The sequence below is a fragment of the Paraburkholderia sp. BR10954 genome (assembly GCF_040965775.1).
GTDB classification, from domain to species: Bacteria; Pseudomonadota; Gammaproteobacteria; order Burkholderiales; family Burkholderiaceae; genus Paraburkholderia; species Paraburkholderia youngii.
Genome location: NZ_JBFRCK010000067.1, coordinates 1 through 13807, shown reverse-complemented (window position 1 = coordinate 13807; position 13807 = coordinate 1). Strand labels below are relative to the sequence as shown.

The window sequence follows — 13807 nt, the reverse complement described above, 5'->3', positions numbered from 1 at the left end:
GCATGCGTGCGCATGCCCCGCGCGGATCGCGCGGCAAACCGGTAATTCAGCGGGAAATTGCACGCGCAAGTCTCCTGAACGTAGCTTCGGTCGTCATGACGGGGCGCTTTTCAACAGCCTGCTAGGAAAGGACGACCAGTAGATTGTCCCAAGTCCGTTGCGATAATGCAGCTACTCTCGAATGCATCGAAATTCCAGCCTTTCAGACGCTGCTCAGCGTGAATGACGAGGACTACAACTTCGTCATGCAACATCGAAAGGCGAGAGATTTCAGAGCTCACCCCGTCGTGAAAGGGTTGCCAGATATTAGTAACGAGACCTAGCACCTCGTGGTAATCGAGAGGGTCCCGCAGTTGCAGTCCCGATGGGTTGCTTCGGGCACAAAGATGCTCTCGTTGGAACGAATCGGTCAGCGGACCTTCGGCGTCAACGTTCAGGTCGATCAGCTTAGGGTTGGTAAATCCCTTCGATCGTGGACACATCCATATCATGCGCGATGCTAAGCACCAAGTGTGCGGCTGGATCCGCCCATCCGGAGCGAAGCGAGTCCCACCCCTCGCCGCTCCTATGAAGTGGAACCTTCGTTCCGATATGTGGCAGGACGATCAAAAGCGGGGTCGATCCATGCCGGATGCTACAAGCCTCGTGCCCCGCTTCCCGGAGCTCGTTATGACGCGGCGCGGACATTTGCTGCTCTTTTTCTTAACGCACTCATCACCCACATCAGAACCAGCGACAACGCGATCCATAAAGTGGCCGCGGCTAAGATTGCGGGACTGATCTGTTCCCGGAGCCCGGACCACATCTGACGCGGCAAAGTGAAGTACTGCGGGTTAGGGAGAAGGAAGAGCGCGAACACCACCTCGTCAAATGAGGTTATGAACGCGAGCACAGCGCCCGCAGTCACCCCTGGCATGATCAACGGAAGCGTGACCCGGCGAAACACCATCCATGGAGGGGCTCCCATGATCGCCCCGGCGCGTTCGAAGGAGCGATCCAACCCGCTCGCAGACGCAAGAACCGTAACAACTACGAAAGGGATCCCAAGTGCGGTGTGGGCTGCAATCAAGCCCCACAGGTTATCCACCAATCCTACCTTCGCGAATACAAAGTACGTTCCGGCACCAGTCACAATGGTTGGCACGACCATCGGCGCGAGAATGAAGCTCATCATCAGTGACCTACCGGGCAACATGCGCTGTCTAAGACCGAGAGCTGCGGCCGTGCCAATGGACGCTGCAAGAATCGTTGTGCTGACACCGACAATGAGACTGTTCTTGCCCGACAAGAGCCATCGAGGATTGTCAAAAAACGATTCATACCATCGCAGCGACCACGCATCAGAGTGTAAATGCAGCATGGCACGGGAGAACGTGAAATATGGCTCCGAGTTGAACGAAAGAGGAATGATGACAAGCACCGGCGCAATGAGGAAAACGAAGATCGCTGCACAAATCACGATAAACAGAATGCTCCATCCCTTTTCAAGGGGAGAACGAAATGGCTGGCTATGGACGTTCATGCTCACCCCATCTTGAGATTTTCAGCGCCAACCAACCGGTTGTACACAAAATAAAGCGACAACACGACCACGAGAAGAACAATGCTCAGCGCGGCCGCCAGTCCCCAGTTCAACGACGCCTGAATGTTGAACGCAATCATGTTAGAAATCATCTGGCCAGATTGGCCGCCGACAAGCGCCGGTGTAATGTAGTAGCCCAGCGCAAGAATGAGCACCAGAAGGCCACCGGCGCCAACACCCGGCAACGTGATCGGGAAGTAAACTTTCCAGAACGAGCTGAAGCGCCCTGCGCCGAGCGACTGGGCCGCTCGCATATAACTGGGCGGCACAGCAACCATGACGCTGTAAAGTGGCAAAATGAAAAACGGCAGCAGGATGTGTGTCATGGAGATCAATGTACCGGTCAGGTTATAGATCAGCATGACCCGGTTATGGTCGTTGACGACGCCCGCCAATACGAGCAGATCGTTGATCACGCCTTGGGACTGCAGGAGAACCATCCAGGCAGTTACACGAACAAGCATGGACGTCCAGAACGGCACCAGAACGAGGACCATCAGTTTGTTCGCGGTCGATTTCGAACTCGTCGCCATCAGGTATGCGATCGGATAACCCAATACTGCGCACAACATGGTCACCACGATGGCAACCCAGAATGTCTTGAGATACAACGACCTGTAGACCCGGCTGTCTTGTGGCTGCGAGACGACACTTCCGTGCTCATCCCGGCGGAAATCGAGAGCAGCGAGGTAGTTGTCGAAGGTGAACGGACGTGTCGCGCGCGCGAGCATCGGCAAAAGGCCTGGGTCACTCCAGGCCGGGTCAACAGAAGCGAACCACTGCTGATCAGGCGTTTGTTCCGTTGCAGCTGCGCGCCTCGCGGTACGCTCGACAACCGATCGGAGTCCAGATCGTTCAGCGTTGAGCCTGCTCGCCACCATGCCGAGCTTGCCATTCTCCCGTGCGGAGACGAGGTCACGAGCGAGCCCCGTCCAGACCTGGCCGTTTGATCCCTTCCCGCCGCTGTCTAGCGCTTGCGCAGTAGCCGGAAGAAGATCGCGTAGTGTCGAGTCGTAGATGCTGACCTCGAACATTTTCGCAATCGGTACGAGGAACGTAAGCAGCAGAAACAAGATCACTGGCAAAACCAGGAGCAGCGATTTATGGGTCTCCTGGCGCCTCGCCTTCTGGACGCGTCTCTTCAGCGTTGCGCCCCAACCGTCCGCGTTGGTGCTTTCGGTCTGACCTTCGGCGAGTGTCACTGGGCTCATCGCAGCTCCCCTGCGGCTGCCAGCGCGCGGCTATCGACCGAGCGCCATCCAATGGGAAGGCTCTGTCCCGATCGCAACGATCCGAGGCTAGACGTGTTTGCGACCTTCACCGAGATTTCGTTGCCGCTCGGGATCTTGCACGTAAGTCGGACGTGATCCCCGAAATAGGTAGACTCGATGATTTCAGAGTTCACCTGGTTTTCGAGGATGGCTCCCTGAGACGCAATTGCTACGCGCTCGGGCCGCAACACGAGGGAGACACGCGCTCCGCACGTCAACGGCTTTGACGTCAGAGCCTCGAATTGACATTCGCCATGGGTAACCTTTGCGCGGTAATCCCCATCGGCCGACGCATAGCATTCGTGCACAATGCCGTCCAACAGATTGTTATCGCCCACGAATCGCGACACGAACGCGGTGTTTGGCGACTCGTAGATCTCTGTTGGCGGCCCGATTTGCTCAATGATGCCGTTGTTGAAGATGGCAACCCGGTCAGACATCGCGAGCGCTTCGTCCTGGTCATGCGTGACATAGACGACGGTCACGCCCAGCATCTTGTGAAGGTGCTTGATCTCGGTTTGCATATGCTCGCGAAGCTGTTTGTCCAGCGCACCGAGCGGCTCGTCCATCAGAACGAGAGAAGGATCAAAAACTAGCGCTCGAGCCAGCGCGATGCGTTGTTGCTGTCCGCCGGAAAGCTGCGCCGGCCGGCGCGACGCAAAGTCCTGCATCTTCACCATTTCCAGAGCTTTTGCCACCTTCTTGGCGATCTCGGCTTTCGGGACCTTCCTAGCAGAAAGCGGAAAGGCCACGTTGTCGGCAACCGACATGTGCGGGAACAAGGCGTAGTTTTGGAAGACCATGCCGATGCCCCGCTTGTGGGGCGGAGTCGTGGTCAAATTAACGCCGTCGATGCTAATCGTCCCAGCAGTCGGAGCCTCAAACCCCGCGAGCATCATCAAGGTTGTCGTCTTCCCCGAGCCTGATGGTCCCAGCAACGTCAAAAACTCACCTCGTCTGACTGCAAGAGAAAGTGATTTAACTACTTGCGTCGTCCCATCGTAGCTCTTTTCGACCTGAGAAAAAACAACGTGATCGCCGTCGACTGCCCTTGACGTTGCACGGGCCCGGTGCTGGGAATCGTTTAGCGTTTGCATTACCTTGCTCCTTACTGAGCCATCCAGGCGGCCCAACGACGATTGATTTCATCTTGCTCATCATTCCAGAACCCGATATCGCTTGTAAGGCCAACCTTCAGGTTCGCTGGCGACGTCGGGAGGTTATCGCGTAACGAAGCATCGACAAACGGGAGCGCCGAGCGTCGTGCGGGCGCATAGCTGATGTACTTCGTTTCGATGGCAAGCTGCTGCGCAGAAGTCGCGTAACGGATGAAGTCGAGCGCGGCTGCCTTGTTCTTGCTGGCCTTCGAAATTGCAAAGACGTCGCCGTTGATGATTTGTCCCTGCCAGATGATTCCGAACGGTTTTTTATCCTTGGTGATTGCATCGGTGAATCGACCGTTCCCGCCCTCGGTCATCACGACTTCTCCATCTGCGAGAAGCTGGACCGACTGCGCCTGTGCGCCCCAGAAGACCGCGTTCGCTTTGATGGTGTCGAGCTTTTTGAATGCACGTTCAAGGCCGCCGGGCATCCGCAGCGTCGCGTAGACCTTGTCGCGGGGGACACCATCCGCCATCAATGCCCACTCCAGGTTCCCGTTGGGCTTGTTGCTCAGGCCACGTTTCCCTGGAAACTTTTTTAGATCGAAGAAGTCGGCGATGCTTGTGGGCTGTGCGCCAGCAAACTTTCGCTTGTCGTACGCGATCACATTCGACCACAGGATAGTACCGACACCGCAGTCGAGTAGTGAGCCTTCCACAAAGTCTGAGGACGCCGGTTTGCTGTCCGGCGCGGGAGTTAGCGAGGTAGCCTTAATAGGGTCGATCAACCCTTCATCACAGGCTCGGGCAGCATCCTGAAACTCGAGGTCGATGACGTCCCATGCTCCGGAGCCGGCCTGTACTTGCGAGCGCAATTCCGCGAGGCCACCGTTATAGTCGGCGGGAAGAATTTTAGTGCCTGTCTTTGCAGAATACGGCTCGAAGAACGCCTTGGACTGGCTTGCCGTGTATGCGCCGCCGAACGATGCTACAACCAGTTGTTGCGCATATGCCGAGGTCGTGGGTAAGACCGCACTCAGCAGCAGGAAGAGACACGCCCGGGCTTGCTTTGAAGTATTTCGGAGTTGCATAATTTCCTCTTGACGATAGGTTAGAGTTCGAATACAGCCGGGCCTTCGGGGCACCCTCTACAGCAAGTCCTTTTCCAATCGCTGGGCTAGCTGAAGAATCCACTTGTCTTCACCTGCCGCACCTACGATTTGAACGCTTACCGGTAGCCCTCTGTCATCCCGCCCTGCAGGCAGGGCGATCGCTGGCGCTCCGACGACGTTGAAAAACGAGGTGTATAGCGTTAATGCGTTCCCAACCGGATAAAGACTCTCGCCGATTGGAACTCTGGTGCTTCCGATTTCTGGGGCAACAATCGGGCAAGTCGGCGTGACAATCACATCGACGATGTCAAATAGACGAGAGAAAGATCTCCGATAGGCCGTCAGCAATCTTTGGCACTGAACGTAACTTTCGGCGGACAGTTGCTGCCCCAGCACAAAACCACTCCTGATATCTGCGCCGTACTTCTCTCCAGATGATTCGATCAACGGCGAGTGGTAAGCCAACGCCTCGGCGAGCTGTATTGTGAGCGACACCGTTCTCGACTCCGCAGCGTCCGGCAACTCGATTTCATGAAACGTGGCTCCTAGCCCCCGAAGCGCAGCCAGAGTCTTTTCGTAGCCGGATCTGACCGATTGTTCGAGCGTCAGCGCCGCACCAGGCAGGACGCCGACACGGAGCGATGCTGCTGAGTCGGCTTCTTCGAACACATCGATCCCTGTCAGGCACTCGCAAACGATTGATACATCGTCTGCGCTAGTTGCAATGACCCCGACGTGATCCAGCGTCCAGCAGAAGGGAATGACACCGCTGGAGTCGATGAACCCAAACGACGGCTTGAATCCTGCGACACCGCACAACGCTGCCGGGACGCGCACCGAGCCGCCTGTATCCGTGCCCAATGCAAACGGCACAATCCCGGCAGCGACTGCGGCTGCAGACCCGCCGCTGGAGCCACCCGCAAGCCGTCCCCTATCCCACGGATTAACCGTCGTTCCAGTGAAATGATTTTCGCCGGTGGCCCCGTAGGCAAATTCGTGCATATTGGCTTTGCCAACCAAGGCAGCGCCCGCGTCCGCCAGCTTCCGAATCACCGCGGAATCTTCGGCAGGAAAGTGTTCCGACAACACTCTGCTTCCAGCCGTTGTTCGGATTCCTGCGGTCTTAAACGCATCCTTTGCAACGTACGGAACACCATCAAGCAGCCCGATTGATTTTCCACCGCGGCGGCGATCATCCGCCGCCGCGGCCTTAACCAGTCCGTGTTCGCCGGTCAACGTAATCAGGCTCTTCATCCATGAGTTAGTGGCTTCGGCCAGCGCGAGGCTATGCTCAACAATCCCTGACGACGACACGTCGCCGCGCGCAAGCGCCTGAGACATGCCTCTCAGGCTTTGGCTCTTTACGCTCATCATGGTCGGTTGCCCTCAGCCCAAGGCGGCGCCACGTCGCCCAGGTCTATCGTGCGGATCGCGGCGAGCCGCCCGACCAGACTGGATAGGTCGGAAACGACTCCAAACCGCGGGTCGACGAGTTCAGAAAGGTCGCCTTCAGTCCAGCGACCGCCGAAAAATTCTCGGTTCACCGCGACCAGGGTTCTCAGCGAAATCGTGTCGGTCATGGCCTCTTACACCACCGCCAAGCTGCGCGGATAGTCAGTCAGGTATTCGAACCCGTCCGCTGTAACGACGATTGAATCGCCGACTCGGCCACCAAACTCGCCTTCGATCGTGATGCCACCATCGACTGCGAACGTCATGCCAGCTTCGAGGGTGCGCTGCTCTCCGCGCTTGAGCTCTGGGGTCTCGAGGAACGAATAGCCGATCGAACGACCAGTGCGGTATCCGGGTGCGAAGCCAGCGTCCTTGTAAACCTGTTCGGCCGCCGCATTAACATCATCGCAGCGCACGCCTGGCCTAATCTGCGCGAGGGCAGCTTGCTGTGCTGCTACCGCAGCTTCATATATGCGAGCCTGTTCGTCAGTGACTGACCCGACAAAAAATTCGCGGTCAAATCCAAGCTTGTAGTTCTTGAAGTTGGCGATGCCGCAGAAGCACAGATATACAGGGTCCCCGCGCCGTAGCTTGCGAACGGAGGATCGACGGTGCACGAGACATACGTCTCGACCCGATTGGAGAATCTGCAGGTTATAGATCGTCGGAGACACGAATCGATCGACGTGTTCGTCCAGAAAGGACGCCGCCTTGCGCGTACCGCCGGCAATGACTGCGAGCGCGATTTCATACTCGGGTACGCCTTCGCGAATCACTTCTTTCGCAGCCTGTACCATCGCAACGGCAACCTGGCCGGCCTGCTTCATCGTTGTGATCTCGCTCTCGCTTTTGATCATACGTAGATCGAAAATGATCTGTCCGATATCAGTCAGGCGATCCGCGTCAACCGGCAACGCAGCCCTCACGAGCGGTGGCATCTTTGCGCGTTCAATACCGAGGCGTTCCACTTTCGACGCTTCCAATACTTCTCGCAGCGGCTTGCGCCACTCATCATCGATACCGTCTGCCCACGGGCGGATGTCCTTGATCCACGTCATAAGCGAGCACATTTCCGATTCCATCAGAGGCGTGATCAGAACCGGGTCCGTGTCCTGTGGAATAACCAGCAGGGTCGGCCGACCGAAATCCATACCCAGGTAGTTCCAGAAGCCGGCGAAGTATGCGACCGCATCCGGGTCACTGATCAGCGCCACATCGACATTTGCTGCGCGCAGTGCGACGCGCAGCTTGCTTACCCGACTCTCGTATTCGCCCACAATAACTCCTCTTGGTTAGCTGTATGCAGCATGTACACAGGTCCACTTTAGGAACGACAATTTTTGTTGTCAAGTGCGGAATTAGCCTGGCCTGTCGCAGAAGGAGCGTGGCGTCACTTTGCCCTCCCGAGTCTTAATTTCGGCGATTTTTCCTATAGCTATTTACTAAAACTCGTTCAAAATTGCATCGTTTCATTTTTCACTGGGACATATTATCCACGCCCGCTACCTCGGGAAAACAGGGGCTCGCCGCAGAGCTGTGTACAGGTTGCACATAGCCGTACGGTGGCGTTACAATCGAGTGCACCTCTTCATGGAACTTGAGTGGGCGATCTCACCGGGCTGGCGACATCGTTCTACGGGGGAATATCAATGGCACGTGTGGTCAAGCTGAAGGAGCAATCGTCTCGGTCGACAGCAAAAGCTCCGTCGATCCGTGGCCAGACGCCGGACATTTATCGGTCCGTGCGTGATCGCATCTGCAGCCTTCACTACCCCCCAGGCACGTTGCTGGGTGAGAGCGCTCTGGCTGAAGAGTTCGACGTGAGTCGTACCCCGATCCGCCAAGTGCTGCAGAGGCTCGAATATGAAGGCCTGGTTGAAACCAAGAACGGCGTCGGGACGATTGTCAGCGGCGTCGAGTTTCGCGAGTATCGGGACACATACAACTTTCGCTTGAGATTGAGCGAGATGTTGGGCGACTTCTGCTCGCCAGGCGACGCCCCTCAAGCGCTTGAACGGATCGAACGTCTGATTCCTCGAGCCGCGAAGCTGTCGAGCGGACCGAAGAATTACGACGAGTTCTGGTCGATCCTTCACGAGCTCCACTTCGCCATCAATGAACTTATAAGAAACCGTGAACTGCGCCAGACACATGACCGGTGTTATTTTCAGGCGTCTCGCGTCTGGTACAACTTTGTCACTGACCTATGGGATGAAGAGGTCGAATACCTGAATCGAGAGCTCGAAGAGTGCTGTCGCGCTCTTCGAGCTGCCGATATGCGCGCGTTGGGGCTTGTTCAGCGCAACTACATCTCGTTTGGCCTCGCGCGCATCGCTCGATTCATAACCGGTTAATCGAATTGATTCAAGCTGTACCGGGTGGGTACATGAAATTAAATGAATAGGACATCTTATTATGAGCGAAATGGCAGAGTTTCGGCCTTACTTTGACGCGGGCCGACATGATCGCGCCAAGGCGGGTTTTGTCTTGCTTGCCACAGAGCAGACAATCGAAGATGACATGTTCACCCTTCTCCCAAAGGGTGTTGGGATCCACTTCACGAGAGTCCCTAATCCCGATAGCATCACACGAGAATCGCTCGATAACATCGCATCGAGTCTCGCGGAATCAGCCGCACGGATCCTTCCGGACGGCAGCCTCGATGTGATCTGCTATGGCTGCACATCTGGAAGTCTGGTCGTTGGCGAGAAGAAGGTATTCGAAGAGTTGTCGCGTGGCGCACCCAACGCAAAAACTACGAGCATGGTAACGGCTGTCATTCGTGGCCTGCGCGCTGTAGGCGCCAAACGGATCGTCATCGGGACCCCGTACCTTGATGAAATCAACGAGATGGAAAAGGTCTATCTCGAAAACGAGGGCTTCGAGGTTCTTGCAATCCATGGCTTGCAACTGGAAAAAGACAGCGACATGGTGCGAGTGACGCCTGAAAGCATCGTGCAGATGGCGCTTTTCATTGATCAGCCGGAAGCAGATGCGATCTTCATCAGCTGTGGCGCGCTTCGTTCAATTGAGGTGATCGAAGAGATCGAGAAACTAACCGGCAAACCCGTCATTACGAGCAATCAGGCGGTTGCATGGGATGTCATGCGACTCGCAGGTATGGAGGATCGGCTGAACGGGTTTGGCCGTCTTCTTTCCGAGCACTGATCAAGCATAGGAGGTAGTCTTCCCAGCCCCATCGGTAGAAGATGCACCTCCTGCGCCCGTTCTTTGCATGCCAGATGTACCTCCATCGCATCATTTTTAGAGGCATGGGAACTCACATGGCTCGACCTCGTCCGCCGATCGACCTGCGCGCTCTTGAAGCGTTTGTCGCCGTCTGCGAAACAGGAACGATGACAGCGGCTGCCAAACGGCTGGCGGTCAGTCAGAGTGCGATAAGTCAATCGATAGCGTCTCTTGAACGCGAGCAGAATACAGAGCTCTTTGATCGGGAGAGCCGACCCCCACGGCCAAATCGTGCAGGACGAGTCCTACTACAGATGGCCGGCCCGCTTCTTCAGCAGGCGCAAGATATCAGCAGCAGGCTGAAAGATGCGGCGCAGGGCGAGATGCTTCCTGTCCGACTTGGATGTGTTGATTCCTTTGCCGCGACGGTCGGACCGGAGTTGATTCGAGCCATGTGTAATTCTGCTCGTCAGATCGAGCTCTGGTCAGGACTCACCCCGACGCTCGCCGGGCAGATTCATCGTGGTGAGGTTGATGTTGTCGTCTGCACGCAGACGCCGATCACCGACACAAGGCTCTCTGAGATGCCGCTGATGTCGGAAGCTTTTCTGGCCGTGGCCTCACGTCGGTGGTTTGAAAACAGGAAAGGCGATAGCACAGCGTGGACGCATTTATCTGAAGACTTGCCGCTGATACGCTATACAGCGCGCTCTGTGATCGGACAACAGGTCGAGCGGCTTGCCCGACATCTCAACATCGATAGCCCCCGACGCTACGAGTTCGACGCAACAGATCCATTGCTTAGCCTCGTAAGCGCAAATTTGGGATTCGCCATCTCAACTCCACTTTGCTTATGGCAGGCACGTCACTATCTCAACGACTTGGTGGTGCTCCCGCTACCACCGGGAAGCCTCAGCCGGAGGGAATTTTTCATCTTACATCGCCGCGGAGAATGGCATGACCTTGTAGACAACGTCGCCGCGCTTACAGGTCGTGTAATCGACGGTCTGATTCGGCCAGCACTCACGCGATTTTTCCCCCAGATGCCCGCTACCGCTCTTCAAAGATCGACGAACCAGAGCCCTTAAATTGACTGATATATTTTCACTGGTGCGCGGCGGCGCCCCGCTCATCATCTCCATCCCTCATCTCGGCATAACCATCCCCGAAGATCTGCGCGACGACTTTTCAGATGTTGCGCTGACTTTGGCTGATACGGACTGGCATCTCGACCAGCTATACGATTTCGGACACAACCTTGGCGCGACCATCGTTACGGCGAAGGTCTCGCGTTACGTGATTGACCTCAATAGACCGCCGTCTGATGAAAGTCTATATCCCGGCCAAGTAACGACAGGCCTCTATCCGGTTCATACTTTCCGAGGGGAATCGGTGTACCGCGACGGCCGTGCTCCTGATACGCATGAAAAAGCGCGCAGGCTTCGGACTTACTGGCGACCCTACCATGAGTGCCTCGCTGAAGAGATCAGAAGGCTATGTGACCGGCACCAACAGGTGCTGTTATGGGAGGCGCACTCCATCGCAAGTTGTCTGCCTCGACTGTTCGATGGAACGCTTCACGAACTCAATCTGGGCAATCAAGACGGCCGAACCTGCGACAGTTCAGTATTCCGAGCGGCTGTCCACGCGGCGAGTGAAAGCGGATACACCTGGGTCGCCAACGGTCGGTTCAAGGGGGGGGTACATCACGCGCCACTATGGAGCGCCGAGCAATGGCATCCACGCAATCCAGCTTGAAATGAGCCAAAGAACATACATGGAAGAAAGCGCACCTTTCAGGCTTATTTCTCCTCGTGCAAAGCAGGTCAAGGCAACACTGCAGACCATGGTCATGGAAGCACTCGAATCGGTAGCTCGCATGCGGACCTAGGTTGCTTGGCTGGTCAAGATCGTGGAATCCACTGGATACCTCGATATTGAGCTTAAGACGACTGCTACAGATTTGTTCGACACATGTGTTCGCTAACAGTTTTGCTGCGGTGGTTCGAATGTCCCATTGCCGGCTGAACCCAGCCGGAAGTTCGGCTAGTTGAGAACGGTGTTGAACGTCGCCTTCTGGCCAGGCCGTCTGCGGCCGCATAACACCGGCCGGGACCAGCCCCCATGGTCTCGATCAGTGGACGGGCGCCGTTCAACCCTCGCCAAACCCGTCGTCCGGGCGCAGCGCTTCAAGCGCCTCGAGGCTCGTCCTCACCCGCGTGAACTCCACGACAAATTCGTCAATCCGATCGAGCGCGTCCAGCACCCGATCGGGCAGTGTGCCTTCGCGGTGCGACGGCACCAATGGTGCGCCATTCAACACGGAATGCGCCATGCTGTGGGTCTCCAGGATGTCGTCTCGTAACCCCTCGGGATCATGGAGTTGGGTGCGGATGCGATCGACGATATCAACTGCAGCCAGCAGGCGGGTTGTGTCGTAGCTCGATTCGAGCCGCTCCAGCGCAGCGGTGTCGACGTCGCCAAAATAAGTCGTAGTTGTGGCCGGGCGTGCAGTCATGAGCGGGACGCGTAGGTACGGGCAGTTTGACCGAACAGCGGGTCCCGGATCCAGGCTTCCGGCCGACGATCTAGATGTAGCTTATAGTGGCCGAAGCGCCGGATGTTGTGGGTCGGATACGGGCTCAAAAACTCAATGTCTTCGGCGCGCACTTTCTCGCGGTTTGCCGCCATCTCGCGTAGCGCCTGCATCATGTCCACCGTGTTCTGCAAGATCACGGCCGACGCGACGAGGTCGTTGTAGCGTAGTCGCTTCTGCTGCTCCTCTGGCTCGTTCTCGGCGATCACGTCCCCGCCGAAAGACAGCCACTTCGAGAAGCCATTGTACGACTCGATCTTGTTCGTGTTCGCGGTGACCTCCTGCCGCAATTCAATGCTGCCGATCCACTCAAGCAGGAATACCGTGCGAACGACGTTGCCGAGCTCGCGCGCGGCCAGATACAGCCGGTTCTTGCGGCTTTCGGAGCCGAGCCGGCGCAGCAGCAGCGGCGACGAGATGGTACCGGCCTGAATCGACAATGCGACCTGCATCAGCTCCTGCCAGTGCTGCTCGATCAGCACCCAGTCGATGGTCGCCGTGAACAGCTTGTCGATGTGCATGTACTTGGCCTTGCTGTCCGGCCGGTACAGCACGAGATCCTTCCAGTTGCGAATCCGTGGCATCAGGTTGATGCCGAGCAGGTACGTGAACGCAAAAACGGCGGCGGACTGCCCCTGCGTGTCGGCATGAACGGTATCTGCCTTGACCGACAGGCCGGCCTTCAGCAAGCCCTCGATCACATAGATCGCCTCCCACACGCCCGGCGGAATGAAGTGCTGGAAAACCGCGATATAGTTGTCGGCGACGTGCCGGTATGCGACCGCGCCCATTTTCCGGTAGCGAAAGTGATAGCCAGCCAGCAGGTTGTTGTCGTAGAAGTCGTACTGCGTGCCATCGGCCGCCACCGTCTTGCCATCGCCCCAGTGTTTCGGCAGATCGAGCCGAAGGTACAGTTCAATCAGCTCGCGTTGTGCGGTTTCGAGCTTGTCCAGGCTCATATGCCGGCGATTGACGAACGACAGCATGTGCGCGGTGACATCGGAATCAAGATGGCGGGCCGTCTGGGTCGGACCGAGATTGCAGCCCATCGCAAAAATGGTCAGCAGGTAGCGCTCGGCAGCCTTGCGAATCTGCGGATCACTCCCGGACAACGGCCCGAAGTGCCGCGTGAAATGGGTCCAGTGCTCGATGTTCGCGAGGATGTCCAGCATGTTCCGCGTCGGCAGTCGGGCGCTGAGCCGCTCCGGCAAAGCGATGGCGCTCGCCGGAATCTCCTTGGCGACGGTTTTGCGCAGTATCGGCTCGCCATGACGGTCGATCACGACGTGCTCGCGCTTGCGCGGTAATTCGGCGTCGAGCTTGTGGGAAGCGTCTGTCAGCCATTGACGCAGATGGCGCACGAAGTCACTGCCAGTTTTGGGCATGCCGAGCTTGTCGCAATAGTCCGGCAACTGCTGCTCGCATTGCCGCCACGGCAACAGGTGATCGCGATAGTCGGCGTACGCGTCGGAGCCCGATCCGCACAGATCGCCGACCCGCAGTTC

The 13807-nt window shown here is 57.0% G+C and carries 12 protein-coding genes and 2 pseudogenes; 5 read left to right on the top strand and 9 right to left on the bottom strand.

The genetic code is table 11. The annotated features are described in order from the left end of the window. Positions 1 to 667 precede the first annotated feature (667 nt). Genes AB4Y34_RS38675 through AB4Y34_RS38645 form a run of 7 tightly spaced genes read right to left on the bottom strand, consistent with a single transcriptional unit; the run spans position 668 to position 7794 of the window. A complete protein-coding gene (locus AB4Y34_RS38675; RefSeq protein WP_368719010.1) occupies positions 668 to 1522 on the bottom strand; it encodes an ABC transporter permease in 855 nt (284 codons plus the stop codon). Positions 1523 to 1524: 2 nt separating this feature from the next. Next, the gene (locus AB4Y34_RS38670) at positions 1525 to 2793 is read right to left on the bottom strand and encodes an ABC transporter permease (RefSeq protein WP_368719009.1); all 1269 of its coding nucleotides are present in this window, start codon (positions 2791 to 2793) and stop codon (positions 1525 to 1527) included. Then, positions 2790 to 3950, bottom strand: coding sequence for an ABC transporter ATP-binding protein (locus tag AB4Y34_RS38665; RefSeq protein WP_368719008.1), 1161 nt, complete (start codon positions 3948 to 3950; stop codon positions 2790 to 2792). The genes AB4Y34_RS38670 and AB4Y34_RS38665 overlap by 4 nt, the downstream gene beginning before the upstream one ends. An 11-nt stretch (positions 3951 to 3961) precedes the next feature. Continuing rightward, positions 3962 to 5044, bottom strand: coding sequence for an ABC transporter substrate-binding protein (locus AB4Y34_RS38660; RefSeq protein WP_368719007.1), 1083 nt, complete (start codon positions 5042 to 5044; stop codon positions 3962 to 3964). 57 nt (positions 5045 to 5101) lie between these two features. After that, entirely contained in the window at positions 5102 to 6406 is a 1305-nt protein-coding gene (locus AB4Y34_RS38655; protein WP_368719006.1) for an amidase, read from the bottom strand. A gap of 29 nt (positions 6407 to 6435) precedes the next feature. Further along, positions 6436 to 6645 (bottom strand): hypothetical protein, encoded by a 210-nt coding sequence (locus tag AB4Y34_RS38650; RefSeq protein ID WP_368719005.1) that lies wholly within the window; start codon positions 6643 to 6645, stop codon positions 6436 to 6438. Positions 6646 to 6651: 6 nt separating this feature from the next. Beyond that, entirely contained in the window at positions 6652 to 7794 is a 1143-nt protein-coding gene (locus tag AB4Y34_RS38645) for a M24 family metallopeptidase (protein WP_368719004.1), read from the bottom strand. 324 nt (positions 7795 to 8118) lie between these two features. On the opposite strand from AB4Y34_RS38645, the gene AB4Y34_RS38640 reads away from it, so the two are divergent. The 5 genes and pseudogenes from AB4Y34_RS38640 to hutG all read left to right on the top strand — a co-directional run bounded on the left by AB4Y34_RS38640 (position 8119) and on the right by hutG (position 11597). Further along, a complete protein-coding gene (locus tag AB4Y34_RS38640; protein WP_368719003.1) occupies positions 8119 to 8871 on the top strand; it encodes a GntR family transcriptional regulator in 753 nt (250 codons plus the stop codon). Positions 8872 to 8932: 61 nt separating this feature from the next. After that, positions 8933 to 9685: an arylmalonate decarboxylase gene (locus AB4Y34_RS38635; protein ID WP_368719002.1), complete on the top strand. Its 753-nt coding sequence runs from the start codon at positions 8933 to 8935 to the stop codon at positions 9683 to 9685. Between the two features lie 41 nt (positions 9686 to 9726). Next, positions 9727 to 9996, top strand: a pseudogene (locus AB4Y34_RS38630) (LysR family transcriptional regulator); the annotation flags it as partial. A gap of 24 nt (positions 9997 to 10020) precedes the next feature. Next, positions 10021 to 10794: a LysR family transcriptional regulator substrate-binding protein gene (locus AB4Y34_RS38625; RefSeq protein WP_368719011.1), complete on the top strand. Its 774-nt coding sequence runs from the start codon at positions 10021 to 10023 to the stop codon at positions 10792 to 10794. 1 nt (position 10795) lies between these two features. Beyond that, a pseudogene (gene hutG / locus AB4Y34_RS38620) lies at positions 10796 to 11597 on the top strand (N-formylglutamate deformylase). A 261-nt stretch (positions 11598 to 11858) separates the two neighbouring features. Here the strand turns inward: hutG and tnpC are convergent. Together tnpC and AB4Y34_RS38610 are read right to left on the bottom strand one after the other, a co-directional pair. Further along, complete coding sequence (tnpC, locus tag AB4Y34_RS38615) at positions 11859 to 12224, bottom strand: Tn3 family transposase post-transcriptional regulator TnpC (RefSeq protein WP_368719001.1); 366 nt, start codon at positions 12222 to 12224, stop codon at positions 11859 to 11861. After that, the coding region (locus tag AB4Y34_RS38610; protein WP_368719000.1) for a Tn3 family transposase at positions 12221 to 13807 on the bottom strand (1587 nt) is incomplete at its 5' end. The genes tnpC and AB4Y34_RS38610, both read right to left, overlap by 4 nt.